The organism is Eilatimonas milleporae (genome assembly GCF_003688555.1).
Lineage (GTDB): Bacteria > Pseudomonadota > Alphaproteobacteria > Sphingomonadales > Kordiimonadaceae > Eilatimonas > Eilatimonas milleporae.
The window spans coordinates 235364-259041 of sequence record NZ_REFR01000010.1; the positions used below are offsets into that span (position 1 = coordinate 235364).

Here is a 23678-nt window from a genome sequence, read left to right on the forward strand (position 1 = left end):
GAAGCATGCTGGCGGCCCGTGGCCGGGCTGCCCCACCGGCTGACTGCATATGGCTGGCTGGAATTGGCCTAGCGATCCCTATATCCAATTCGGTCCCATATCCGCAAGTCTCACGGCACTTGAAAGTGAATACGGCGTTGAAGGCAGTGCCGTATCGGCTTATGTCACTGGCATGGCAACGATACGACAAAACCGGTCAGTCGCTTATCTGGATTACAACGCCACGGCCCCTGTCCGTGCGGCGGTGGTGGATGCCGTGGCCGAGACCATGCGTGTGGCCGGGAACCCGTCCTCTGTCCATACGGCCGGCCGTGAAGCCCGCAGGGTGGTGGAAGTGGCGCGTGCCCAAGTCGCCGCCCTTGCCGGCGTGAGACCGCGCGATGTGGTGTTCACCTCGGGCGGGTCGGAGGCCAACAATGCGGTTCTGAAGATGACGGGCGCCGCCAGTCTTGTTGTCTCGGCAGTGGAACATGACAGTGTGCTGGCCGGTGCCGCGACAAGCGGTCTGCCGGTTTTCCGTGTCGGTATGACGGCGGACGGCCTGATCGATTTTGCAAGTCTGGAAACCGCGCTGGAGCAGGCGCCAAAACCGGCCCTTGTCAGTGTCATGCTGGCAAACAATGAAGCCGGGATGATCCAGCCCGTGGCGGAAATCGCCGAGCGGGCCCACGCACACGGGGCCCGCTGTCATACGGATGCGGTGCAGGCGGCGGGTAAGATTCCGCTCGATTTCAAGGAATTGGGTATCGATTATATGAGCCTGTCGGCGCACAAGCTGGGTGGGCCGCAGGGGGTCGGTGCCATTGTTTTGGCGCCGACAGCCCCGCTTGCCCCTCTTGTCGCCGGTGGAGGGCAGGAACTTGGCCGCCGATCCGGTACGGAAAATGTTGCAGGCATCGCAGGGTTCGGTGTCGCCGCCGTCGAGGCGCTGGCCGAGCTTGGCGATATGGACCGTGTGGCCGCTCTCAGGGACCGGTTGGAGGCCGGGGCTGTGGCGGCGGCGCCGCAGGCGCGTGTCATAGGGCGGAACACAAGACGCCTGCCCAACACAACGTGTCTGATGCTGCCCGGTGTGCGCGGTGAAACGCAGGTGATGCATTTCGATCTGAGCGGCGTCTGCCTTTCGTCCGGATCGGCCTGTTCGTCCGGCAAGGTGAAGGTCAGCCACGTCCTGACGGCGCTGGGTTTTTCCGAGGGTGATGCCGAAGCCTCCATCCGTGTTTCCCTTGGGCATGCGACCACCGAAGCGGATATCGATCGTTTTCTGGACGCCTGGCATGCCCTTGTCGCGCGGCAATCCGCACGCGCACAGGCATAGGCTATGTGAGGAACCGCATCATGGCACCGCCGATTTATCTGGACTATCAGTCGACGACACCGCTGGATGAACGGGTTCTGAAAGCGATGATGCCCTATCTGGCGACGCATTTCGGGAATCCGCACTCGGCCACCCATGCCTATGGCTGGACGGCGGAAGCCGCTCTCGACCTTGCGCGGGAAGAGGTGGCCGCCGTTATCGCGGCGAAACCGCGTGAAATTGTCTTCACATCCGGCGCGACGGAGGCGAACAACCTGGCCATAAAGGGCGTCATGCAGGCGCTTGGAGCCAAACGTCCCAAGCTGGTGACCGTTGTGACGGAACATAAATGCGTTCTCCAGTCGGCCGCTGCCTGCCTGCGGGACGGGTATGAGGTGGAAATGCTGCCTGTCGGCTCCGATGGGCTGGTCGACCCGGACAGGCTGTCGGCCGTTGTCGACGAGCGGACGGCGCTGGTTTCGGTGATGGCTGTGAACAATGAAATCGGTGTCGTTCAGCCCCTGGCCGAGATCGGGCGGATTGCCCGCGCCGCCGGTGCCCTGTTCCATACGGATGCGGCCCAGGCTTTCGGCAAAATCCCCCTGAATGCCGAGGCGATGAACATCGATCTGATGAGTATATCGGGCCACAAGATATATGGCCCCAAGGGGGTCGGTGCCTTGTACAGGCGGGATGAGCGCCGTGTGGCTGTGAGGCCGCAAATGGATGGCGGCGGGCAGGAAGGCGGCCTGCGGTCCGGCACGCAGCCGCCGGCACTGGTCGCAGGGCTGGGGCGGGCGGCGCGTCTGTCCTCAGACGGTATGAGCCAGGAGGCCGGTCACCTGAAAACACTGATGGACCGTCTGAAAACGCGGTTGCGGGCCGATATTCCCGATATGCTGCTGAACGGTCACGAGACCACACGCTGGCCCGGCAATCTGAATGTCAGCTTTCCCGGATTGGACGGCGATCTCTTGCTGGCGGAACTGAGGGGCCTGGCCCTGTCCAGCGGCGCTGCCTGCGCCAGCGCTGTCGAGGGGCCGTCCTATGTGCTGGAAGCGATTGGCCGCGGCGAGGCGGAAACCAGGGCCGCGCTTCGTATCGGTATTGGCCGTTTCACCACCGATCAGGATATTGACACGGCAGGAAACGATATTGTGCAGGCTGTGCAAAAACTGAAAGGGCTGTGTTCATGAGATCCGTGGTTGGGGCGAAGCGAAACCGCAAATCCGGAGACGCGCAAGACGGCGGTATCAGCGTGACCTTTACACGTGCCGACGGGACCAGCGTGACCGCCTCGGGGGAAGAGGGCATGTCCCTTTTGCAACTGGCGCAGGAAAACGGGCTGGACGTGGAAGGAACATGCGAAGGCAATATGGCCTGTTCCACCTGCCATATGATTGTCGCGTCCGACTTTTACCAGCTTTTGCCGGCCATGAGCGAAGAGGAGGAAGACATGCTCGACCTTGCCATCGGGCTGTGTTCCACATCCCGTCTGGGGTGTCAGGTCCTGTTGAAGGATGACATGGACGGGCTTTGCGTACAGTTGCCGGGCGAAACCCGCAATATGATGGGCCTTTAATTGACCGCTTAAGGGATTGGGAAGCCGTCCGTATGGGCGCCTTATCCCATCCTGTCGGGCAGGTGGTCTTCCTCGATCAGGTCGGAGAAGCGGGTTTTTTCCTTGTCAAAGCTGAGCTTGACCGTGCCGACAGGCCCGTGCCGCTGTTTGCCGATGATCAATTCAGCCTTGCCGTAAAGTTGTTCCATATCGGCCTGCCACTGTGCGAATTTTTCCGTCTCGCCCTCTGACGGCTGTTCCTTTTCCTTATAATATTCTTCCCGGAAGACGAACATCACCATGTCGGCGTCCTGCTCGATCGAGCCGGATTCACGCAGGTCGGACAGCATCGGCCGCTTGTTTTCGCGTTGCTCCACCTGACGGCTGAGCTGTGACAGGGCGATGACCGGCACGTGCAGTTCTTTTGCCAGACTTTTCAATCCCCGGGTGATTTCGGAAATTTCCTGCACCCGGCTTTCCGACGCGCCGCCTGTGCCGCTGCCCCGCAGGAGTTGCAGGTAATCCACAACCACGAGCCCCATTTTGTGCTGGCGTTTCAGGCGCCGGGCCCGCGTCCGCAGGGCTGAAATGGACAGGGCAGGGGTATCGTCGATGAAAAGCGGCGTGTCCTCCAGCTCCATCGCCGCACGGGCAATGGCTTCGAACTGGGCTTCGTCCAGTTTGCCCTGACGCATATCGTGGCTTTGGATCGGCTTGTGGCCTTCATAGAACAGGTTGGAGCGGTCGGACAGAATCCGGGCCGCCAACTGGTCGGCCGACATCTCCAGCGAGAAAAAGGCGACCACCGCCCCCTTGCTGCGGTCCATGTCATGACCGGCTTCCAGGTCTTCGGCCCAGCGTTTGGCGGCATTGAAGGCAATGTTGGTGGCCAGCGCGGTTTTGCCCATGGCAGGGCGGCCCGCCAGTATCACAAGGTCGGAGTTGTGCAGACCGCCCATCATGGCGTTGACACTGGACAGGCCCGTGGTGATGCCTGACAGGCTGTCGGGATCCTTATAAGCGTTTTCAATGTGTTCGACGGCGACACGCAGGGCGCGGGAAAAAGGTTGGGCGCCCCCGTCCACCTGACCCAGTTCCGCCAGGTCGAACAATTGCTTTTCCGCGTCTGAAATCTGCTCGGACGCTTCGGTGTCCACGGGGGCGTCATAGGCGTCATTGACCATGTCTTCGCCGATCTGGATCAGCGACCGGCGCAATGCCAGGTCATAGATGGCGCGGCCATAGTCCTCGGCATTGATGATCGTGGCGGCACTGGCCGCCAGGCGGACAAGATATTGTGCACCGCCGACATCGTGCAGGGACTCGTCTTCCTCGAAATAGGGCTTCAGCTTGACGGGATCGGCGAGCTGGTTTTTGTCCATCAGGCGGAGTATGGACTCATAAATCCGGCCGTGAACGGATTCGAAAAAATGCTCCGCCAGCAGAAAGCTCTGCACTTTCTGGGCGGCTTCGTTGTTGACGAGGATGGCCCCCAGAAGCGCCTGTTCCGCTTCCAGATTATGGGGCGGGCGACGGTAGCCCAGTGCGTTATTGCAATTGTCCCCGTTGTCTTCCGGGGCATGCGTGTCGCCGCCAGTGTCGTTGGCCGCAGCTGTTTTAAGCGTTTCCATCAGTCCCTAACCCTGAGCCACGGCCATTATGGTGTGGATGATTTATTGGCGTGCCGTGCAAATCCCATTTGTAAGGCAGGCGGGCTGCGGTGTGTGAAAAAAATCGCGGTCGTCCCCGGTGTTTTATGCACATGTGGATAAATACGGGGATAAGTCCGCCTGAAGGTCTGCCCGTCTGTTCCAGCGCCAAATCTTTCAAGGATGAGGTGAGCGGGTGGTTGCCGGCCCTTCGGGCTTGCGGATGCCCCGGCGATGCCCCATAGGGTAGACATTCCATGGGGGATAAGAGGGGACCGTATGCTGCTTGAAGAACTGATCGAGCTGTTTCTGCCGGACACAGTCGACCTGGTGACGAATGGCGGCCTGCTGACAATCCCCTTTGACGCGCTGGATGGTGCCGTCACCAATGTGGAAATCCGCCTGACCGGTCCGACCGGCATTCTGTTCAGTGCAGAAGCCGATGACGATGCCCGTGCCGTCATTTTCGACCTGCCGGAATACGCACCCGAAGGCGGATATGTTCTGTCCAAGGTGATCATCACCGTTTTCCCGGGGGTCAATTTCAGTTTCGACGCGGATGATGTTCTGGGGTCCGCCGCATCCGACACCATTACCGTGGTGAATGATCTTGCCGATGATGTCGGGCCTGTGATCGCCGGCATCAGCCTGACGGACGCGGTGGTCGATCTGGCGGATACGGACGGGCCGGTTTTTGCATTGGATATGAGCGACGATACCGCCGGGCTGGCGCGGGCCACGGTGACGCTGCGTGCACCGAACGGTGATCTGATACATGCATCCGCCGATGCGGTGGATGGCGACCTTGTCGATGTGCCTTTTGATTTGGACCGGAACAGCCCGGCCGGCACTTACGAAATTATTGAATTACAAGTCAGTGACTTGGCTGGCAATGTTACGGTATTGGATGAGGAAACGCTGTCCGACCGGACAGGTCGTTTCTTTGAAGTCGTCAATGAAAGAAGCGATACGACCGCGCCTGCACTGGACGGGGTGAGTTTTCCGGCGCGGCTGTTTATCGACGATGACGACTTCGACTTCGACGTGGATATTGACCTGCTGGAAGAGGACGCCGGTGTCACCGCCGTGACTTTGACATTTACCGGCCCTGACGGTGCGGTGCTGGCGGCCTCGCGGGTGGAAGACGATCCCGGCGATGATTTCGGCCGCAGGGTCAGGCTGGGCGTGGATGCGCCGGACGACACCCCGGTGGGCGATTATGTGCTGTCCTCCCTGACACTGGTTGATGCGGTGGGCAATGCAAGAACCTACGACACCGCAGAGCTGGAAGAGCTTGGCTTTGCAACGGCGCTGCGTCTTGTCGACCGGTCCCTGCGCGGCGACGATACGTCGCCGGAGCTGGACAGTCTTGTCCTGCCGTCGGTTCTGGATGTGGCGGGCGGCCAGACCAGTTTTGCCGTGACACTGACGGGTGACGATGGCGGTGACGGTCTTGACAGGCTGGCCCTGGTTTTCGACGGCCCGGACGGGGCAGCGCTGCGCCTTGAAGGTGCCGTCTCCGGCACGGCGGCCACCTTCACCCTTCCCGAGGACAGCGTTGGCGGGACCTATCGCCTGGTATCGGCGACGATATTCGATGCCGCGCGCAACAGCGTGTCGTTTGACGGCGATATCCTTGCCGCCGTTGCCGGGGATGGTGTCATGACATTGGACAATCCCCTGGCCGGCGGCGCCGATGCGGACCGCTTGCGCGGCGGCGAAGACGGCGACCGGCTGTTCGGCGGTGCCGGCGATGATGTTCTTGTCGGGCTTGCCGGCGATGACCTCGTCGATGCCGGTGAGGGAGACGACGCTGTCTTTGCCGGTGCCGGCGATCAGGGGCGCGATACGCTTGTCGGTGCCGGGGGCGCGGATGTCCTGGGCGGTGGCGGCGGGAATGATCTGATCATCGGCGGCAATGTGATCAGCCCGGCCGCCGGGCTGCCGTCGGCGCTTACCCGTGCCGGCAGGGACGGTGCCGATGAAATTTTCGGCGGTGACGGTGATGATACCCTGGTGGGTGGGCATTGGCAGGAACCGGCCGCGACGGCGGACGGACTGTTCGACCGTCCGGAGGCACGTCTGGACGGTATGGCGGCTGAAACGATCTGGGGCGGCGGCGGAGACGATCTGCTGTTCGGCGGTGGTGGCCATGACCAGTTGGGGGGCGGTGTTGGTGCCGATGAGATCATCGCCGGCGGCGGGGACGATGTCCTTTATGGCGGCCGGGGCGACGGCGCCGCGTCCGGGCCTAACGACACATTGGACGGCGGCAACGGCAATGATCTGATTTTTGCGTCCGGCGGAGACGACCTGATCCTCGGCGGGGCGGATGACGATGAATTGTTCAATGGCGGCGGTGGCCGCGACACATTATGGGGCGGTCCCGGGGATGACCGGCTTGCCGGCGGAGGGGGACGTGACGATTTTATTTTCGGCACGGACAATGGCCACGACAGGGTGGACGATTTTGACGTGGATGAGGACCGTTTGATTTTGAATGCGTTTTCAGACCGGTTTGCAGGCAGTGCCGGCGTTGTCGGGTCCATGGAACTGGCGAATGTCGACGGTGTTTTCGGCGTGCGGCTTGATCTGGCCGAAGGGCAGAGCCTGTTTTTCACCGGCCTGACGCCGACAGATTTCCTGTCAGCGGACATTGTGATCGGATAGCAAGCCCATCCTGTAAGCAGCTGTCTAGCAAAAAGGGCGGCACCCGGTTATCGGGTGCCGCCCTGATCGCAAATATTTGTCTTAAAACCGTACAGGCTTCAGACCGTCTCTGTATCCTGATCGGCGGTTTCGGCCGTTTCGCCGCTGTCGGCGTCGTCGGTTTCCTGTTCGCCAGCCGCCAGGTCTTCGGCCTCTTCGACATCGTCCTCATAGGAGACTTCGTCTTCGAGGTCGTCCATTGCCACCACGGCGGCACCGGTCTCAAACTGGGTTTCCGCTTCCTCAAGGGAACGGGCCACATTGACGGCGACAGTCACGACCACCTCCGGGTGCAGACGTATGGCGACGTCATGCAGGCCCAGCGTCTTGATCGCGCGGTTCAGGATAACCTGAGTGCGGGCGATGGTGGCGCCGGCCTCGGTCACGGCATCGGAAATATCGCGGCTTGAAACCGAACCGTACAGTTGGCCGGATTCACCGGCGGCACGGATCATGACCACTTTCAGGTCGGCCATTTGCGCGGCGACGACCTCGGCTTCCTCGCGGCGTTGCAGGTTTTCGGTTTCCAGTTGTGCACGCTGTGCCTCGAAAACCGCCTTGTTGCTGTCCGTTGCGCGCAGGGCTTTTTTCTGCGGCAGCAGGAAATTGCGGGCAAAGCCGTCCTTAACCGTGACGATATCGCCCATCTGGCCAAGTTTCTCGACCCGTTCCAGAAGAATGACTTGCATTTCCGTCTCCTCTTTTACGGGGGTTACTGAACGACGAACGGCAGGAGCGCGATGTTGCGCGCCCGCTTGATCGCACGCGCCAGTTCACGCTGTTTCTTGGCGGAAACGGCGGAAATACGGCTTGGAACGATCTTGCCCCGTTCGGACACATAGCGCTGAAGCAGCTTTACATCCTTGTAATCGATCTTGGGGGCGTTATCGCCGGAAAACGGGCAGGTTTTGCGGCGGCGGAAAAACGGACGTTGTGCCATTAGCGTGCCTCCCTCTTCTCGAAGCGGCCACCCCGGTCGCCCCTATCACCTCTGTCACGGTCACCGCGCGGGCCGCCGCGGCGGTCGCGTTCGGCTTTGCTGCGCAGAACGATGGAAGGGCCTTCCTCGATTTCGTCGACCCGGACAGTCATGTAGCGGATGATGTCATCATGCAGACGCGCCCTGCGCTCCAGCTCGCTCAGGGTGCCGGCGGGAGCGTCGATGTTCAAAAGGACATAATGCCCTTTGCGGTTTTTCTTGATTTTGTAGGCCAGATTTTTCAGGCCCCAATATTCATTCTTTGCGACCTTGCCGCCGTTTTCTTCCACGATGCCGGTAAATTCGGCCGTGATGCTTTCCACCTGCGAGGCATTGATGTCCTGCCGCGCGATGAAAATGTGCTCGTAAAAAGCCATTTCCGTCTCCATATACGCTGATCGCTCGTCCCATCCCCGGTCAGGACCCGTTCTAATTTCGGGGCCACTGTCAGTGGATAATGACGCCTCCAGCTTGCTCCAGAATGCCTGCCCGCAACCCCGGCATATTGATCCGGGCTGCGGCGCAGGACGCGGCTATATACCGTCGGTCTTCCCGAAGGGCAAGAGAAAAGCACGGCTTCAAGGGCACTGGCCCCACGCCTGTCCGGCCTTTCCTTGCAACCGCCGACTGGCTGTGCCATGTCCGGTGCGGGCTGTCCGTGGCCGCATGTGTCGCGGACGGAACAGTATCCTGCGAATTTATACCGATCATGAGGGGGATCAGCATGCGGGCTTTCGTTTTTCCCGGACAGGGCAGCCAGTTTGTCGGTATGGGACGCGACCTTGCCGACGGTCATGCCGCCGCCCGCGAGGTGTTTGAGGAAGTGGACGACGCGCTTGACCAGAAACTCAGCCATCTCATGTGGGAAGGGCCGGACGATACGTTGCGCCTGACGGAAAACACCCAACCGGCACTGATGGCGCACTCGCTGGCCGTGATCCGGGTGCTGGCCTCGGACGGGAAGGTGCTGACGGATATGGCCAGCCACGTGGCGGGGCACTCTCTCGGAGAATATTCGGCCCTGGCCGCTGCCGGGGCTCTCAGCCTGTCCGATACGGCGCGCCTGCTGAAGCGGCGCGGACAGGCCATGCAGGCCGCCGTTCCCGTCGGGCAGGGGGCGATGGCCGCCTTGCTCGGCCTGGATCTGGAAACCGTACGGACGGTGGCGGAAGAGGCCGCCGGCGCCGAGGTCTGTGTCGCGGCCAATGATAACGCCGACGGTCAGGTGGTCGTATCAGGGCACAAGGCCGCCGTTGAACGTGCCATTGATATCGCCAAGGCGCGCGGGGCAAAGCGGGGCGTTCTGTTGCCGGTGTCCGCGCCTTTTCACTGTCCCCTGATGCAGCCGGCCGCCGATGCCATGGCCGATGCGCTGTCTGGTACCGAGATTAACCAGCCGTCCGTCCCGGTTGTCGCCAATGTGACCGCGATGCCCGTCAGCGATCCGTCACACATCCGCGAATTGCTGGTCGAGCAGGTGACGGCGCCGGTGCGCTGGCGGGAAACGGTGGCCGGTTTTGCCGGCCTCGGTGTCGACACGGTGGTTGAAGCCGGCGCCGGCAAGGTACTCAGCGGCCTTGCCAGGCGGATCAACCGCGATCTTGCAACCATATCATTGCAGGGGCCGGACGACGTCGAGGCTTTTGCCGCCGCACTGTAAGGAGATACACGAATGTTCAGTCTTGAAGGCAAAACCGCCCTGATCACAGGCGCCACCGGCGGTATCGGCGCGGCGATTGCCGGGGCACTGCATGCCGCCGGCGCCACCGTCGGTCTATCGGGTACGCGCGAGGGCAAATTGCGTGAACTGGCGGAAAACCTTGGCGAGGGTGCCCATGTTCTGCCGGCGGATCTCTCGGACCGTGCCGGCGTGGACCTGTTGGCGAAACAGGCGGCCGAGACCATGGGGCGGGTCGATATTCTGGTCAACAATGCGGGGATTACCCGCGACAATCTCGCTTTGCGCATGAAGGACGATGACTGGGACAGCGTTCTTCAGGTCAATCTGGAATCCGCCTTTCGTCTGTCCCGTGGATGCCTGCGGGCGATGATGAAGGCCCGGTTCGGACGCATCATCAACATTACCTCCGTGGTGGGTACGACCGGCAATCCGGGGCAGGCCAATTATGCCGCCGCCAAGGCGGGCCTCGTGGGGCTGTCCAAATCCCTGGCACAGGAGGTGGCAAGCCGTGGCATCACCGTCAACTGTATTGCGCCCGGTTTTATCGTCACACCCATGACCGATGCTCTCACCGACGATCAGAAAGGCGCGATCACGGCCAATATTCCATCGGGCCGTCTGGGCAGTCCGGACGATATCGCGGCGGCTGTTCTGTACATCGCCAGCGATGAAGCCGGATATGTCACCGGCCAGACATTGCACGTCAATGGCGGCATGGTCATGATCTGACGGCGGGACGGCCGCCTGAAGCGCCGTTTTGCACGCGTGCCGTGATTTGCCTGGCGGGGCTGTAACAGAAGCTTCTCAAGCCCGGTATTCTGTGTTACCAGCGGGCCAAGGTTGGAAGGGATGTCAGTAAAGCCGGGGGTCGCCCCGGTGAACAGGCTTGACAAACGGGCTTCACTTACGCCTTTACCAACACATATATATGCCGGCTCCGGGTTGGTGCATGTTCATGACAACGGGCATGGAAAACCCGCACCTCTCACGGGGTATCTGCCGCCGTTGCAGAGTGGCGTAGCAGTTGATACGAACGAATTATCTGGCCCCGGGTGGGCGAAACAGCGAAGGGAAGAGCAATGAGCGACATTGCCGACAAGGTGAAAAAAATTGTAGTCGAACACCTGGGCGTCGACGAAGACAAAGTTAGTGCAACCGCCAGCTTTATTGATGACCTGGGCGCGGACAGCCTTGATACGGTCGAGCTTGTCATGGCTTTTGAAGAGGAGTTCGGGATCGAAATTCCGGATGAAGCGGCTGAAAAGATTCAGACTGTCAAAGACGCGATCGACTTTATCAACGAAAACGCCTGACACGGACCGCACGGTCCCGGAACCGCCTGCGGGCAGGCATTCGGGGCCGCGAAAACCGTCAGGACGATAACCGCTTCAGGGCAACAGACGCACCGTTTGGGTTGACTGTTGCCCTTTTTATTTCGACATACGTCTATTAGGGGCGTGATTGGGGTGCCTGTGACCGGCCTGTGGTTGGCCCGTGATGGGTTTGGCCGGCGATGGGGATGAAGGGGCCTGATTTTTCAAGGGGCCGTTCGCACCGGCACCCGAATGAATATGGGGCGCCGCGATGGATACCGGATTGCCCGGTCCGGCGTTAAAGGGAGACGTTTGATGAGACGCGTAGTTGTGACCGGTATGGGGATGGTCTCGCCGCTTGGTGACGGCATAGACACCACCTGGGAGCGCCTGGTCAACGGCGAATCCGGTGCCGATACCATCGCCAAATTTGATGCAAGCGAATTTCCCTGCACCATCGGCTGCGAAGTCAAGTTCGGTGACGGTACCGACGGCACCTTCAATCCCGAAAAATGGATCACGGAAAAAGAGCGCCGCCGTGTCGATGATTTTATCGTCTTTGCCCTCGCCGCTGCGGGGCAGGCCGTCGAGGATGCCGGATGGACCGACCCGGGCGAGGAAGCGTGTGAGCGCACCGGGGTGCTGATCGGTGCCGGCATCGGCGGTCTCAGCTGGATTGCCGATACCTCGGTACTTCTGGAGGAGCGCGGGCGCAAGCGGGTCAGTCCGCACTTTATCGCCGGATCGATCATCAATCTGGCCTCCGGACAGGTTTCGATCAAATACGGATACAAGGGACCGAACCACGCCGTGGTCACGGCCTGTGCCACGGGGACCCATGCCATTGGCGATGCGGCGCGCATGATTGCCCTGGAGGATGCCGATGTCATGATCGCGGGCGGGGCCGAGGCGTCCATCTGCCGTATCGGCCTTGCCGGATTTTCCCAGGCGCGGGCGCTGTCGACCGGTTTCAACGATACGCCGAAAGCCGCGTCCCGGCCTTGGGATCAGGGTCGTGACGGCTTTGTCATGGGCGAGGGCGCCGGTGTTGTCGTTCTGGAAGAGCTGGAGCATGCCAAGGCACGCGGGGCGAAAATCTATGCCGAGATCGTCGGCTACGGCATGTCGGGCGATGCCCATCATGTGACCGCCCCGGACCCGAAAGGTGGCGGTGCCTTTCGCGCCATGCAGGCGGCGATGAAACGCGCCAGGATGAATCCGGAGGATCTCGGCTATATCAACGCCCATGGGACCTCCACCCCGCTGGGCGACGAGATCGAGTTTGCCGCCGTGAAACGCCTGCTGGGCGATGCGGCGGGCCAGGTGTCCATGTCGTCGACCAAATCGGCCATAGGCCACCTTTTGGGGGCCGCGGGCGCGGTGGAGGCGATTTTTGCCATCCAATCCGTGCGCACCGGTGTTGTGCCACCGACCCTGAACCTGGACAATCCGGCGGAAAGCTGTACGGGGATCGACCTGGTGCCGCATAAAGCGCGTGAGCGTACCGTCAGGGCCGCTCTGTCCAATTCCTTCGGGTTTGGCGGTACCAATGCGACGCTGGTCGTGCGGGATTATGCCGGAAACTGAGGATTGCCGCAGGCACTGTCCGGAACCTGACGGAGCGGGTGCGGCAAAGGACGTTCCATGACTGCGTCGCCCCCGCCCCGTGCCCTGAAAACCGTCAGTCTTTTGCGGCATATGATGGCGTCGGTCACCGTTCTGGCGGGGTCTTTTCTCTGTATTGTCTGTGTTGCGGCAGCCCTGTTCACACAGTGGTCGGCCCAGGGTTTTTCCGGACGCGCGGGAAGCCTGATCTATCTGCCGCCGGGCGGCGGAACCCATGATGTCGCGCGGGAAGCGGTGCGGGCCGGTCTGGCCCGCCGGTCCTGGCATGTTCGTCTGACCGTCCGTCTGAAAGGGTGGGACCGTGCCCTTCAGGCCGGGGAATATGAACTGGTATCGGGGCAGAGCCTGGCCGGTCTTTTGACGGACATGGTGGACGGTCGCCGTTTCAAAAGGCGTCTGGCCGTGCCCGAAGGCCTGACCAGCGCTGTTGTGATGGATTTGATCCGCAACAGCGAAGGCGTCGTTGCCCCCTATGGCGATTTGCCGGCGGAAGGCAGCCTTCTGCCGGACACCTATTTCTACGAGCGCGGCGATACCGGCGCGGCATTGCTGGACCGTATGCGGGGTGCTTTGACGGATACACTGCAACGCCTGTGGACCCAGCGGCATTATGACCTGCCGATTGCCACACCGCGCGAAGCGGTCATTCTGGCCTCTATCGTGGAAAGGGAAACCGGTGTGGCGCATGAGCGTCCGCTGGTCGCCGCCGTATTCGTCAACCGTCTGAGGGCGGGCATGCGCCTTCAGTCCGATCCGACAGTGATCTACGGCCTGGACAGAACCGGCGATATCGGCCGGCCGCTGAGCCGGCGGGACCTCGCCGGCGAAACACCCTACAATACCTATCGCATACGCGGTCTGCCGCCGACACCGATCGCCAATCCGGGGCGCGCGGCCCTTGCCGCCGTTCTGGATCCGGCACCGGTCGATTATCTTTACTTTGTCGCGGATGGTACCGGGGGACACGCTTTTGCCCGCACGCTCGAAGACCACAACCGCAATGTTGCCCGCTGGCGTCAAGTGGAGCGCAACCAGCGGTGAAACATATGTATGCGTCATGCATATGTCCGAGAAAAACCCCTGTTTTTTCCCATTGCCCTCTGTTTTTTCCCACTGCAATGACTATAGTGCGCGGCACTTTCCAGCGCGTCGCCCGAGACGCACGGCCTGCGATACGAGGAGACCTTGGCGTGACACTGACAAGCATGACGGGCTTTGCCGAGCTTGGCGGCAGTGAGGGGCCGTTCCGCTGGCGCTGGCAGGTCAAAAGCGTCAATCACAAGGCACTCGATATCCGCTTGAAACTGCCCTCTTTTCTCGAAACGCTGGAGGCCCGCATCAAGACCGCTGTGCGAAAGGCGTGCACGCGGGGGGCCGTTTTTGTCACGCTTGATCTGGACCGCGAAGAAGGGGCGGACGATTTCACCGTTAATGAAGGCCGGCTGGAAGCCCTGCTGGATATTGTCGCGCGGTATGCGGACCGGCCCGGCGTGGCGCCGGCACGGCTGGACGGCCTGCTGGCGGTCAAGGGCGTGGTCGAACAGCAGCGAAGCCAGGTGGATCAAGACAGTCTGGAAGGTATTTCCGCAGCCCTGATGGAAAGCTTTGACGCCTGTCTGGTGATGCTGTCCAAAGGCCGGCGCGATGAAGGCGCCCGTCTTGCCGCGATGCTGGGCACCCAACTTGACGACATGTCGGAGCTCAAGCGTCAGGCCGAAGAGGCCGCCGGTGACAGGGTGGCCGCCATGCACCGGCGTTTCCGTGAGCAATTGGACCGTCTCGGCGATGTGGCGAAACCGGTTTCGGACGAAAGACTGGCGCAGGAAGTGGCCATCATGGCCGTCAAAGCGGATATCCGGGAAGAACTGGACCGGCTGGACAGCCATTTTGCCCAGGCACGCGATCTGGTTGCCGGTGGCTCTCCGGCAGGCCGTCAGCTTGACTTTCTGTCCCAGGAACTGAACCGCGAAGCCAATACGCTCTGCGCGAAGTCCGGCGATGTGGCCCTGACCCGTATTGGGCTGGCGCTGAAAGGGCTGATCGACCAGTTTCGCGAGCAAGTTCAAAATATCGAGTAGGGGAAATATCCATGGTCCAGAAGTCCGTTCATGACCGCCGTGGCCTGATGCTGGTTCTGTCTTCGCCGTCCGGTGCGGGCAAGACGACACTGTCCCGTCGGTTGTTGGACAGCGATCCTTCCCTGGTGATGTCCGTTTCCGCGACGACGCGTCCTCCCCGTCCCGGCGAGGAGGATGCCAAGGATTATTTTTTCGTCAGCCATGAACGTTTCGGCGCCATGGTGGCCGGCGGCGAGCTTCTGGAGCATGCCGAGGTCTTCGGCAATCACTACGGGACCCCGCGCGGACCGGTCATGGAAGCCCTGAACGCCGGACGGGATGTCCTGTTCGATATCGACTGGCAGGGAACCCAGCAGCTTGCCGAAAGTGCCAGCGATGATCTGGTGCGCGTGTTTCTGCTGCCGCCCAGCATGCGGGAGCTTGAGGCACGTCTGAAGAAGCGCGCGCAGGACAGTGCCGAAACCGTGGCGCGGCGGATGGCCAAGGCGGATGGCGAGATCAGCCACTGGGCGGAATATGACTATGTGCTGATCAATTCGGATCTTGATGCGACGTTTGAGCGCCTTCAGACCATTCTGGAAGCCGAACGTTTACGCCGCCGCCGCCGTCCCGGTCTGTCGGATTTCGTCCGCGGGCTCCTGCGCGAACGCGAAATGCTGTAAGCCTGCCGGGTCAATCCCCGGCCGGGCCCTGTGCCCGGTCCTGATAGCAGCGGGCCAGGCGGACAAAATCGGCCACGCTGAGGGTTTCCGCCCTTTGGGTCGGGTCCAGTCCGGCCGCCCTGATCAGAGTTTCGGGGGCGGATGTCAGGGCTTTCAGGCTGGCACGCAGCATTTTACGCCGCTGTCCGAAGGCCGCTTCCACGGTTTTTTCCAGGGACCGCAGGTCCAGACCCGCATCCAGAGGGGGCGCGGGCTCGATATGGACGATGGCGCTGGCGACCTTGGGGGGCGGTGTAAAAGCCGAAGACGGCACGGTGAAGGCGATACGCGGCTTCGCGCGCCATTGTGCCAGAACCGACAGCCGTCCATAGGTTTTGCCGCCCGGTTTGGCGACGATGCGTTCCGCCACCTCACGCTGAAACATCAGTGTCAGCGACTTGTACCAGGGCGGCCACGGGTCCGCTGTCAGCCAGCGGATCAGCAGCGCCGTGCCCACATTGTAAGGCAGATTGGCGACAATACGGACCTCTTCACCCGGTTCGGGCGCGATCAGCGCCGTTTCCGTCACATTCAGGGCATCGTCATTGTAAATACGCAGACGTCCCTCATCTCCATAGGCTCTGGCAATGTCGGCAAGGGCATCCAGGCAACGCGCATCTCTTTCGACGGCGATGACACGGGACGCTCCTTCTTCCAACAGGGCGCGTGTCAGGCCACCGGGGCCGGGTCCCACTTCATAGACGGCACACCCCGCCAGGGGGCCGGGCACGCGGGCGATCCGGCCCGTAAGGTTAAGATCCAGAAGAAAGTTCTGCCCAAGGGATTTCTGTGCGCGCAGTCCATAGCGGTTGATGACCTCGCGCAGGGGCGGCAGGGCATCGTGTCGTCCGGTCACGATGCGGGCTCTGTTCGCGAATGTCCGTCCGACATATCACCGGCGGCAGGGGCGGATATGCGACCCTGTGACAGGGAAACGGCCATTCTGAAAGCCGCCAGCATGCTGTCCAGGCGGGCTTCATGGGTCTTGCCGTCGGCCACCAGATCCAGCGCCGTGCCGTGGTCCGGGGAGGTGCGGACGATGGGCAGGCCGAGGGTCACATTGACCCCGCCCCAGAAATCCAGTGTTTTCAAGGGGATGAGTGCCTGATCGTGATACATGCAGAGGGCTGCGTCAAAGCTGTTTCGGGCTTCCGCATGGAACATCGTATCGGCTGGAAACGGGCCGGATATATCCATGCCGTGGTCGCGCAGAAGGCGCAGGGCCGGCAAAATGTGGGTGCCTTCCTCAAGGCCGAGGGCGCCGTCTTCACCGGCATGCGGGTTGAGGCCCGCGACGGCCAGACGCGGCGCGGCAATCCCGAACCGGGTTTTGAGGGCTTCGTGTGTTGCGTGGGCCGCACGGACAATGGCATCCGGCGTCAGCTGCCGCGCAACCTCCTTCAGGGGGATATGCACGGTTACGGGCACCACACGCAAGCCGTCACAGGCCAGCATCATGACAGCGGTCTCTGCCGGCAGACCGCAGCGCTGTGCCAGATAGTCCGTATGCCCTGCCGCCTTGAAACCAGCACCATACAGGGCGGATTTCTGAATGGGCGCGGTGACGATGGCGCCTGCATCGCCCGAGAGCGCGAGGGAAACCGCCATGTCCAGGGCCGCAATAACCCCTGCGGCCGTATCCGCCGAGATCGCACCCGGCGTTACCGGGCCTGCCATATCCACCGGCAACAGGGGCAGGCCGCTGTCAAAGGCTGCGGCCGTCTCCGCCGGGTGGGCAATGTCCCGAACCGGCAGGTCCGCGACATGCGCAAGGAAGGCCGTGCGGGAACCGATTCCAAAGAAAGGGGGCAGGGCGTGCTTATCCCGTGACAGCCACAGGCGTGCGATCAGCGACGGTCCGACCCCCGCGGGCTCGCCCATGGTCAGGGCAACGGGTGGTGATGCGGTTTCCGCTGTCGTGTTTCTGTCCACGGACATTGACTGCTGTCTTGGCGTGTCAGCGATAATCGACAATCGCATCGCGCCTGAGATCGCGAAGATACCGGCGCGCCATCATCGACAGGCGCTGCTGTTCGATCTGGTTGTAAATCTGGTCGAAATCAGGCTCCTGCACCTGCGGGTCCGACCGTTCACAGACGATCAGGGCCCGCCAGCCGTCATCCATCTTCAGCATGGTGCTGATCTGGCCGACAGGCAGGCTTTCCACCGCGGCGCGCGCCGCGCCCTGCAGGTCCCGAACCCGCAGCTGCCCGATTTCAGGCCGTCCGTCCGCGCCTGTACGCTCCACATATTGGGCGATGTCGTCACAGGTGGTTTCCTCGCCGTTCAAAGCGGCGATTTCACGTTCAAACCGCGCCGTGGCGGCTTCGTCTTCCAGTTTTTCGGTGGTCAGAAGCAATTGCCTGAGGGCAAGCTGTGCGTCCAGCGGGTCCGCCGTCAGAATACGCCGCCGGTCCCGCACCGCCAGGATCAGATAGCCGCCGGGGGTGCGGATCGGGTCCGCAACCTCGCCAATCGGTGTGGCAACGGTGACTTCGGCCTGAAGCGGGTCAAGGTCATCCGCCGTGATCCATCCCAGATCACCGCCGACGGCAGCGGATGCCGACGCGGACAGTTGCTGCGCCAGTTCGGGGAAGGAAGACCCTTCACGGATACGCCGGACCAGTTCTTCAGCCGTGCCGCGGACACTGGCCTCCTGTGCCGGACTGTTGACCAGCAACACGATTTCCGCCATGCGGTATTCAAATTTGCCGCGATTGTCATACAGACGCTGGATATAGGCCTCGACTTCTTCATCCGACACGCTGACAAAGGCGCCCATACGGCCCTGCACCAGTTGCGACCAGGCCAGTTCGGCATTCATCTGGTCAAGCATGGTTCTCTTGGACGCGCCGATACTGGACAGGGATTGTTCGAACTGGTCCGGTGTCTGCCCGACGGCCTGGGCCCTGCGTTCGAAGAAGGATTGCAGTTGGTCGTCCTGAATGGTCAATTCATTCTGGGCGGCTTCCTGAACCTGTAGGCGCTCATCCACCATGGTTTGCACCACCTGTTCGCGCACCCGCTCGAATTCTTCCTGTGTGCGCACGCCGCCTGCCACGGCGATCACCAGCCGAAGGCGCTGGTTGATGTCAAAGGTCGAAATGGGCTCGTCATTGACGAGAACCTCGATACTGTTCAACGGCTGTTGGGCGGCAAGTCCGTTGCCTACGCCCGATGCTGCCCACAGCACTGCCGCGGCACCCATGCAGGCGACCACGGCCCGTTTGAATTCCTGTCTTCCCGCCACCTTGCTCAAGACCTGTCTTGTCATTCTATTTGTACGCTCTGCTCTTATTGGCATGTATGGCATTAGTATCCGGCCAGACTAAGGCATGCCGCACACCCGGGAATATCCGGGGCGGGATGGATGCATCAGTCTGGTTGCCAACAGTCTTAGTCATTTTGCCCGTTTTCCTCTACCCCAAATTCCTCAGGCGGATTTCAAAGAGAAACTGCGTTCCGGGAATGATATCCCGGTCCCGCGTAAAGGTACGGCGGAATCCAAGGCCGAACTCGAAACATTCGTCGCGGTAATTGATGCCGGCGCCGAATTCAACTCCCTCGAAGCCGTCGCCGATCTGATCCCCGGCCGGGTCGGGCACACCGGTGAAGCCGGTGGTCAGGTCCTGGATGACATGTCCGGTGAGCGACCAGTTGCGGTCGATTTTATACAGGGCGTTGGCCCGCAGTTCCTCGCGGTCCTCCCTGTTGATAAAGGTGAGGTCCCGGTCCAGCATCAGATATCCGAACCGGATAAAGCTTTCAGTCTCGCCGACGCGCAGGTCGATCTCGTTCCGGCGCAGGGCCAGATTGCTGTCATCCAGTCGGTACCGGTGATCGATCGTCAGCCAGTTCCGGTAGGAAATCTGGGTCTGGCCGACAATGTCGGACACGTCGCCGCTGAGGCCGGAGCCCTGAAAAAACTGTGGATTGTCACCGCTGATCTGGAGCGACTGGCCGATCATCATGTTGGTGGACCAGTGGCGGCCCTCATAACGCCAGCGCAGGCCGTATGTGACACGGCTGCCTTCCTGCCACAGGTCGTACCCGGCGGCGCGCTCCGATGAGAACAGATTGACGGCATTCAGTTCGAAGGCACGGCTGTCCTCATTGACCAGGCTGGGCAGGGCACCGGTTTCGGGCGACAGCGTCAGGGACAGCAGCGGTTCCAGCGTGTGACTGCCGCTGCCGGTGGTTTTGACCAGAGGCCAGCTGACCATGCCGGTGATACGGGCCACCGCCCGGTCCTGGCCGCCTTCATTGGCGGCCGTATTGCCGGCGAAATCCACGTCATCGGGCCGTTCGGCATCGTTGATATTGTAGAAATCCGTCCGCGCCAGCGCATCAAGATCGAAAACCAGGCCCTGGCCCGTGATCCATTGCCGTGTCCAGGCAGCGGACAGGGACAGCCGCTGTGTGTCCAGCCCGCTGGTGCGGTGCAGGGCAAGGGCATTGCCGCGCAGCGATACAGTCCCCCCCAGCGGCTTGACGTCCGGGATGAATTCGGCGTCGATCAGGGGCAGGGCAAACGCGGTCAGACCGGCCACATCCTCCGTCCGCAGGCCCTGGAACGCCAGACTGCGCGCGGAGATGTAGGACTGGTCGAAAAATCCCTCCAGGTGGTATTCATTCTGTAGGGCGTCGGCCTGTGAAAAGTTGTAGCGTCTTAGATAGGTATCGTCGGACGCCCAGGCCAACTGGAATGTGGATCGCCAGTTATCCGAATGCTGAAACTGCCCGTCGGCCTGTATATGGCCGCGGAATTCATTCTGGCCGGTGTCGTTGCCCAGATTGTCCAATTCGTCCGTATTGGTGATGCTGCCGGATGCCACATAATGGCCATAGCCCAGATGCTGGCGGTATTCCGCGCCCAGAACCGGTCCTTCTCGTGTGGTGATCATCGGCGTCAGCGTCAGGTCGCGGGACGGACTGAAGACATGGTGATAGGGCAGGGACGCCATGAACCCCAACTCGCGCCGGTTCCGGAATTTTGGCGGCAGCAGACCGCTGGCCCGTTCGACACTGGAGTCCGGGTGGGAAAAGGTCGGTGTCCACAACAAGGGCACCCCGAGAAATTCGATAAAGGCGTCATCATAGTAAATGCGGCGTTTGCCGCGATCATGAACGACCCTGACGGCCTTGATCTGCCAAAGCGGCGTGTCGTTCGGGTCTCCCTCGCACACTTCGCAGGGGCTGTAGACGGCGCGGCGCATCGTGGTGCGGCCCGAGGCGTCATCATGCTCGCCTTCCGAGGCCGCCGCCTGTGAGCCGTCATTCAGCAGCAGACGGATATCCTCGACAAAGGCCCGTTTCAGATTGTCCTCAAGGCGGATCCGTGGGGCCAGAATGCGCGTACCGTCGGGCATTGTCAGTTCAACGGCACCGACCGCCTCCGCCGTGCCGCGCTGCTCATTGTAGCGGATTTCACCGGCCTCCAGCACATAGCCGTCCCGGACCAGTTTGACCCGGCCGATCGCCCGGACATCGCCGGTCTCGGTGTTGTAGGTCAGCTGGTCGGCGGCCATTTCGATTTCGTCAGGCGGGATATCCGCACGGCCGGTGCCTGAGGGTTGTGCCAGGACGTCGGCAGGCCAGATGGCGGCAACGGCAAGGCCGCACAGGGCACAGCCGGCAGCCAGGCGGTGCAAAAGAAAGCGCACACGCGGCCTGTCGGCGGACGCCAAAGAACGGCTTTTCGATTTTTGCAGGACCACGGGCACCCCTAGATAGCACTTGAACCTGGCGAAAACGGCAGGTTGTGCGGGCGCCTTCGGCCTTGTCGCGGCCGTTCGCTGCCCGTTGGATGCTGTGATAGCGGCTGTTGCTGTGATCCGCAACGGTCTAGGCCAAAGGGATTTTGTGCCTTGGCAAATTGAAGCATGGCTTGCCAACGGGCATGCTTGGCGGCATTACACGGTAGAGGACGCAAATGACGAGCCATGGTGGATCGCCTGCGGGCGGTGAGCGCCTTTATTGATGAGAAAGTCATTTGATGCCGGTGTTATTTTGAAATCGCGTATCCAAGGTGCGGCACTGTGCCGTCAGATCATGTCATAACCCAGGCAAAAGCAAGAGGGACCCAATGAACATTACATTCGCGCCAAGAACGCATCCGAAAAACGGAGCGGCGGTCTATTTCGTCACGGAAGACGGGATGTTTGACGGTATGGCGGGCGAAGCGAACGAGGCGGCGGGTGGGGCCCTGGAACGCGCGGTCGCGGCGTCCCGTTTCAAGGCCGGCAAAGGCGATGTGCTGGAAATTCTCAGCCCCGCAGGCACCGGGCTGGAGCGCCTGATTCTCGTTGGTCTGGGCAAAGGCGCGAACAGCGAAGGCGATTTTCTCATTTGCGGGGCGGCGGCCACGGCGAAGCTGCTGACATCGGGCAGTGTAACGGCCGGCTTTGTCATCGACGACACGATCGATCCCGTCGCCCTGGCCGAGGGGGCCCTGCTCAGAAGCTACCGCTTCGACAAATACCGTACGAAAGAGCCCGAGACCAAAAAACCGTCTCTCCATGAAATCTCGTTGCTGTGTGCCGAACCCGGCGCGGCGAAGGACGGGTTTTCACCCCGCAAGGCCGTGGCCGACGGTGTTTTTCTGACGCGGGACCTCATATCCGAGCCCGCCAATATCCTCTATCCCAATAGTTTCGCCGACCGGATCAGGGAGCTGGCCGATATCGGGATCGATGTCGAGGTTCTCGGCGAGACGGAGATGGACGGGCTGGGCATGCGGTCGCTGCTGGCGGTCGGGCAGGGCTCACAGCATGACTCCCAGCTTGTCATCATGCGCTGGATGGGCGGCGAGGAAGACGATGCGCCGCTGGCTTTCATCGGCAAGGGCGTCACCTTTGACACGGGCGGTATTTCCATCAAGCCCAGCGAAGGCATGGACCAGATGAAATGGGACATGGGCGGCGCCGGCATTGTCGTGGGACTGATGAAGGCGCTGGCGGGGCGCAATGCCCGTGTCAATGTGGTCGGTGTCGTCGGTCTGGTGGAAAACATGCCGTCCGGAACCGCCCAGCGCCCCGGCGACGTGGTGACCAGCATGTCCGGCCAGACGATCGAAGTGTTGAACACCGACGCCGAAGGGCGGCTGGTGCTGGCCGATGCGCTTTGGTACTGCCAGGACCGTTTCAAGCCCCGCCTGATGATCGACCTTGCCACCCTGACAGGGGCCATGATCGTTGCCCTGGGGCATGAATATGCCGGATTTTTCACCGATGACGACGCCATTGCCGACGGACTTTTCGCCGCCGGTGCCGACACGGGCGACAAAACGTGGCGGCTGCCCCTGCATGATTCTTACGACAAGCTGATCAACACGCCGACGGCGGATATGAAGAATATCGGCGGCAGAGGGGCCGGATCGATCACGGCGGCACAGTTTCTGAAACGGTTCACCAATGATGTCCCGTGGGCCCATATCGATGTGGCGGGCACCGTCTGGTCGGATAAGGACCTGCCGCTCAGCGAAAAGGGCGGCACCGGTTACGGCGTCCGTTTGCTGGACCGTTTTGTCGCAGACGGCTATGAACCCGAGGACAAGTCCTGAGGCCATTCTCGACGCCGAGGGCCGACAGCCATTGAATGCGGGGGGCCATGCCTGAAATCCGCTTTTATCACCTGCAACGCCAGCCCGTGGAACAGGCCTTGCCGCGCCTGCTGGAAAAGGTCTTGCAGGCCGGTCACAAGGCGCTTGTAAAAGTGCCGGACAAAGGTCTTGCCGAGACCCTGGACAGGGCGCTGTGGATCTATGATCCGGGCAGTTTTCTGCCCCACGCACGGGCTGGCGGCGATCATGACGCCGATCAGCCCGTGTTGCTGACAACGGATGATGATAATCCGGCGGATGCGGATGTTCTGGTGCTGATAGACGGCACCGCCAGCCCCGATATCGAACGCTATGACCGCACCCTTTATATGTTCGACGGTCGCAATCCGGATATTGTCGAGGCCGCGCGGACCCACTGGCGCGATTTCAAGGCGGCGGGGCTGGCCATGTCCTACTGGCAGCAGGGCGAACGGGGCGGATGGCAGCAGGTGCGGCAGGTGGCCGGCAGCGGGTCGTAGAAGAC

Annotated in this window: 21 protein-coding genes; 13 read left to right on the forward strand and 8 right to left on the reverse strand. The window is 61.7% G+C overall.

Going from position 1 to position 23678, the window contains the following annotated elements:
- Window positions 1–49: 49 nt before the first annotated feature.
- The 3 genes from BXY39_RS05875 to BXY39_RS05885 are packed head-to-tail and all read left to right on the forward strand — an operon-like array spanning window position 50 to window position 2879.
- Window positions 50–1318 carry a cysteine desulfurase family protein gene (locus BXY39_RS05875; RefSeq protein WP_245998979.1) on the forward strand — a complete coding sequence of 423 codons (1269 nt, stop codon included), beginning with the start codon at window positions 50–52 and terminating at the stop codon, window positions 1316–1318.
- Window positions 1319–1338: 20 nt separating this feature from the next.
- The gene (locus BXY39_RS05880; protein WP_121937925.1) at window positions 1339–2493 is read left to right on the forward strand and encodes a cysteine desulfurase family protein; all 1155 of its coding nucleotides are present in this window, start codon (window positions 1339–1341) and stop codon (window positions 2491–2493) included.
- A complete protein-coding gene (locus BXY39_RS05885; protein WP_121937926.1) occupies window positions 2490–2879 on the forward strand; it encodes a 2Fe-2S iron-sulfur cluster-binding protein in 390 nt (129 codons plus the stop codon). The genes BXY39_RS05880 and BXY39_RS05885 overlap by 4 nt, the downstream gene beginning before the upstream one ends.
- 41 nt (window positions 2880–2920) lie before the next feature.
- On the opposite strand, the gene BXY39_RS05890 is transcribed toward BXY39_RS05885, so the two are convergent.
- Entirely contained in the window at window positions 2921–4489 is a 1569-nt protein-coding gene (locus BXY39_RS05890) for a replicative DNA helicase (protein WP_121937927.1), read from the reverse strand.
- A 297-nt stretch (window positions 4490–4786) separates the two neighbouring features.
- Here BXY39_RS05890 and BXY39_RS05895 point away from each other — a divergent pair, with 297 nt between their 5' ends.
- The gene (locus BXY39_RS05895) at window positions 4787–7177 is read left to right on the forward strand and encodes a calcium-binding protein (protein ID WP_170163660.1); all 2391 of its coding nucleotides are present in this window, start codon (window positions 4787–4789) and stop codon (window positions 7175–7177) included.
- A gap of 98 nt (window positions 7178–7275) precedes the next feature.
- On the opposite strand, the gene rplI is transcribed toward BXY39_RS05895, so the two are convergent.
- From rplI to rpsF, 3 genes are read right to left on the reverse strand one after another with little or no spacing between them, the layout of a single operon-like run.
- Entirely contained in the window at window positions 7276–7905 is a 630-nt protein-coding gene (gene rplI / locus BXY39_RS05900; protein ID WP_121937929.1) for a 50S ribosomal protein L9, read from the reverse strand.
- Between the two features lie 23 nt (window positions 7906–7928).
- Entirely contained in the window at window positions 7929–8156 is a 228-nt protein-coding gene (rpsR, locus tag BXY39_RS05905; RefSeq protein ID WP_121937930.1) for a 30S ribosomal protein S18, read from the reverse strand.
- Window positions 8156–8572 (reverse strand): 30S ribosomal protein S6, encoded by a 417-nt coding sequence (gene rpsF / locus BXY39_RS05910; protein WP_121938372.1) that lies wholly within the window; start codon window positions 8570–8572, stop codon window positions 8156–8158. The genes rpsR and rpsF overlap by 1 nt, the downstream gene beginning before the upstream one ends.
- Window positions 8573–8919: 347 nt before the next feature.
- Here rpsF and fabD point away from each other — a divergent pair, with 347 nt between their 5' ends.
- The 7 genes from fabD to gmk all read left to right on the forward strand — a co-directional run bounded on the left by fabD (window position 8920) and on the right by gmk (window position 15555).
- Window positions 8920–9855, forward strand: coding sequence for an ACP S-malonyltransferase (gene fabD, locus BXY39_RS05920; protein ID WP_121937932.1), 936 nt, complete (start codon window positions 8920–8922; stop codon window positions 9853–9855).
- A 12-nt stretch (window positions 9856–9867) separates the two neighbouring features.
- Entirely contained in the window at window positions 9868–10605 is a 738-nt protein-coding gene (gene fabG, locus BXY39_RS05925; protein WP_121937933.1) for a 3-oxoacyl-[acyl-carrier-protein] reductase, read from the forward strand.
- 350 nt (window positions 10606–10955) lie between these two features.
- Complete coding sequence (locus tag BXY39_RS05930) at window positions 10956–11189, forward strand: acyl carrier protein (RefSeq protein ID WP_121937934.1); 234 nt, start codon at window positions 10956–10958, stop codon at window positions 11187–11189.
- A 315-nt stretch (window positions 11190–11504) separates the two neighbouring features.
- Entirely contained in the window at window positions 11505–12776 is a 1272-nt protein-coding gene (gene fabF / locus BXY39_RS05935) for a beta-ketoacyl-ACP synthase II (RefSeq protein WP_121937935.1), read from the forward strand.
- A gap of 57 nt (window positions 12777–12833) precedes the next feature.
- The gene (mltG, locus tag BXY39_RS05940; protein ID WP_121937936.1) at window positions 12834–13856 is read left to right on the forward strand and encodes an endolytic transglycosylase MltG; all 1023 of its coding nucleotides are present in this window, start codon (window positions 12834–12836) and stop codon (window positions 13854–13856) included.
- 149 nt (window positions 13857–14005) lie between these two features.
- Window positions 14006–14893, forward strand: coding sequence for a YicC/YloC family endoribonuclease (locus BXY39_RS05945; protein WP_121937937.1), 888 nt, complete (start codon window positions 14006–14008; stop codon window positions 14891–14893).
- A gap of 11 nt (window positions 14894–14904) precedes the next feature.
- Window positions 14905–15555, forward strand: a complete 651-nt coding sequence (gmk, locus tag BXY39_RS05950) for a guanylate kinase (RefSeq protein WP_121937938.1) — start codon at window positions 14905–14907, stop codon at window positions 15553–15555.
- A 10-nt stretch (window positions 15556–15565) separates the two neighbouring features.
- Here gmk and rsmA read toward each other — a convergent pair whose 3' ends face one another.
- From rsmA to BXY39_RS05970, 4 genes are all read right to left on the reverse strand, one after another.
- Window positions 15566–16450: a 16S rRNA (adenine(1518)-N(6)/adenine(1519)-N(6))-dimethyltransferase RsmA gene (gene rsmA, locus BXY39_RS05955; protein ID WP_121937939.1), complete on the reverse strand. Its 885-nt coding sequence runs from the start codon at window positions 16448–16450 to the stop codon at window positions 15566–15568.
- Entirely contained in the window at window positions 16447–17532 is a 1086-nt protein-coding gene (gene pdxA / locus BXY39_RS05960; protein ID WP_121937940.1) for a 4-hydroxythreonine-4-phosphate dehydrogenase PdxA, read from the reverse strand. Before pdxA ends, rsmA begins: the two co-directional genes overlap by 4 nt.
- A 19-nt stretch (window positions 17533–17551) precedes the next feature.
- A complete protein-coding gene (locus BXY39_RS05965; RefSeq protein ID WP_170163661.1) occupies window positions 17552–18868 on the reverse strand; it encodes a peptidylprolyl isomerase in 1317 nt (438 codons plus the stop codon).
- A gap of 145 nt (window positions 18869–19013) precedes the next feature.
- Window positions 19014–21311 carry an LPS-assembly protein LptD gene (locus BXY39_RS05970; protein WP_147453486.1) on the reverse strand — a complete coding sequence of 766 codons (2298 nt, stop codon included), beginning with the start codon at window positions 21309–21311 and terminating at the stop codon, window positions 19014–19016.
- 368 nt (window positions 21312–21679) lie between these two features.
- On the opposite strand from BXY39_RS05970, the gene BXY39_RS05975 reads away from it, so the two are divergent.
- Both BXY39_RS05975 and BXY39_RS05980 read left to right on the forward strand, forming a co-directional pair.
- On the forward strand, window positions 21680–23155 hold the full coding sequence (locus BXY39_RS05975) for a leucyl aminopeptidase (RefSeq protein WP_121937943.1): 1476 nt from the start codon (window positions 21680–21682) through the stop codon (window positions 23153–23155).
- Window positions 23156–23202: 47 nt separating this feature from the next.
- Window positions 23203–23673, forward strand: a complete 471-nt coding sequence (locus BXY39_RS05980) for a DNA polymerase III subunit chi (protein ID WP_121937944.1) — start codon at window positions 23203–23205, stop codon at window positions 23671–23673.
- Window positions 23674–23678: the final 5 nt, after the last annotated feature.

What these genes read in the sequence shown, in the direction of transcription:
- pdxA (WP_121937940.1), bottom strand. Translation starts at nt 17,532, where the DNA reads ATGTCCGTGGACAGAAACACGACAGCGGAAACCGCATCACCACCCGTT.
- BXY39_RS05890 (WP_121937927.1), bottom strand. Translation starts at nt 4,489, where the DNA reads ATGGAAACGCTTAAAACAGCTGCGGCCAACGACACTGGCGGCGACACG.
- BXY39_RS05980 (WP_121937944.1), top strand. Translation starts at nt 23,203, where the DNA reads ATGCCTGAAATCCGCTTTTATCACCTGCAACGCCAGCCCGTGGAACAG.
- gmk (WP_121937938.1), top strand. Translation starts at nt 14,905, where the DNA reads ATGGTCCAGAAGTCCGTTCATGACCGCCGTGGCCTGATGCTGGTTCTG.
- mltG (WP_121937936.1), top strand. Translation starts at nt 12,834, where the DNA reads ATGACTGCGTCGCCCCCGCCCCGTGCCCTGAAAACCGTCAGTCTTTTG.
- rpsF (WP_121938372.1), bottom strand. Translation starts at nt 8,572, where the DNA reads ATGGCTTTTTACGAGCACATTTTCATCGCGCGGCAGGACATCAATGCC.
- fabG (WP_121937933.1), top strand. Translation starts at nt 9,868, where the DNA reads ATGTTCAGTCTTGAAGGCAAAACCGCCCTGATCACAGGCGCCACCGGC.
- fabD (WP_121937932.1), top strand. Translation starts at nt 8,920, where the DNA reads ATGCGGGCTTTCGTTTTTCCCGGACAGGGCAGCCAGTTTGTCGGTATG.
- rpsR (WP_121937930.1), bottom strand. Translation starts at nt 8,156, where the DNA reads ATGGCACAACGTCCGTTTTTCCGCCGCCGCAAAACCTGCCCGTTTTCC.
- BXY39_RS05930 (WP_121937934.1), top strand. Translation starts at nt 10,956, where the DNA reads ATGAGCGACATTGCCGACAAGGTGAAAAAAATTGTAGTCGAACACCTG.
- BXY39_RS05885 (WP_121937926.1), top strand. Translation starts at nt 2,490, where the DNA reads ATGAGATCCGTGGTTGGGGCGAAGCGAAACCGCAAATCCGGAGACGCG.
- BXY39_RS05880 (WP_121937925.1), top strand. Translation starts at nt 1,339, where the DNA reads ATGGCACCGCCGATTTATCTGGACTATCAGTCGACGACACCGCTGGAT.
- BXY39_RS05965 (WP_170163661.1), bottom strand. Translation starts at nt 18,868, where the DNA reads ATGACAAGACAGGTCTTGAGCAAGGTGGCGGGAAGACAGGAATTCAAA.
- BXY39_RS05895 (WP_170163660.1), top strand. Translation starts at nt 4,787, where the DNA reads ATGCTGCTTGAAGAACTGATCGAGCTGTTTCTGCCGGACACAGTCGAC.
- rplI (WP_121937929.1), bottom strand. Translation starts at nt 7,905, where the DNA reads ATGCAAGTCATTCTTCTGGAACGGGTCGAGAAACTTGGCCAGATGGGC.
- BXY39_RS05975 (WP_121937943.1), top strand. Translation starts at nt 21,680, where the DNA reads ATGAACATTACATTCGCGCCAAGAACGCATCCGAAAAACGGAGCGGCG.
- BXY39_RS05875 (WP_245998979.1), top strand. Translation starts at nt 50, where the DNA reads ATGGCTGGCTGGAATTGGCCTAGCGATCCCTATATCCAATTCGGTCCC.
- fabF (WP_121937935.1), top strand. Translation starts at nt 11,505, where the DNA reads ATGAGACGCGTAGTTGTGACCGGTATGGGGATGGTCTCGCCGCTTGGT.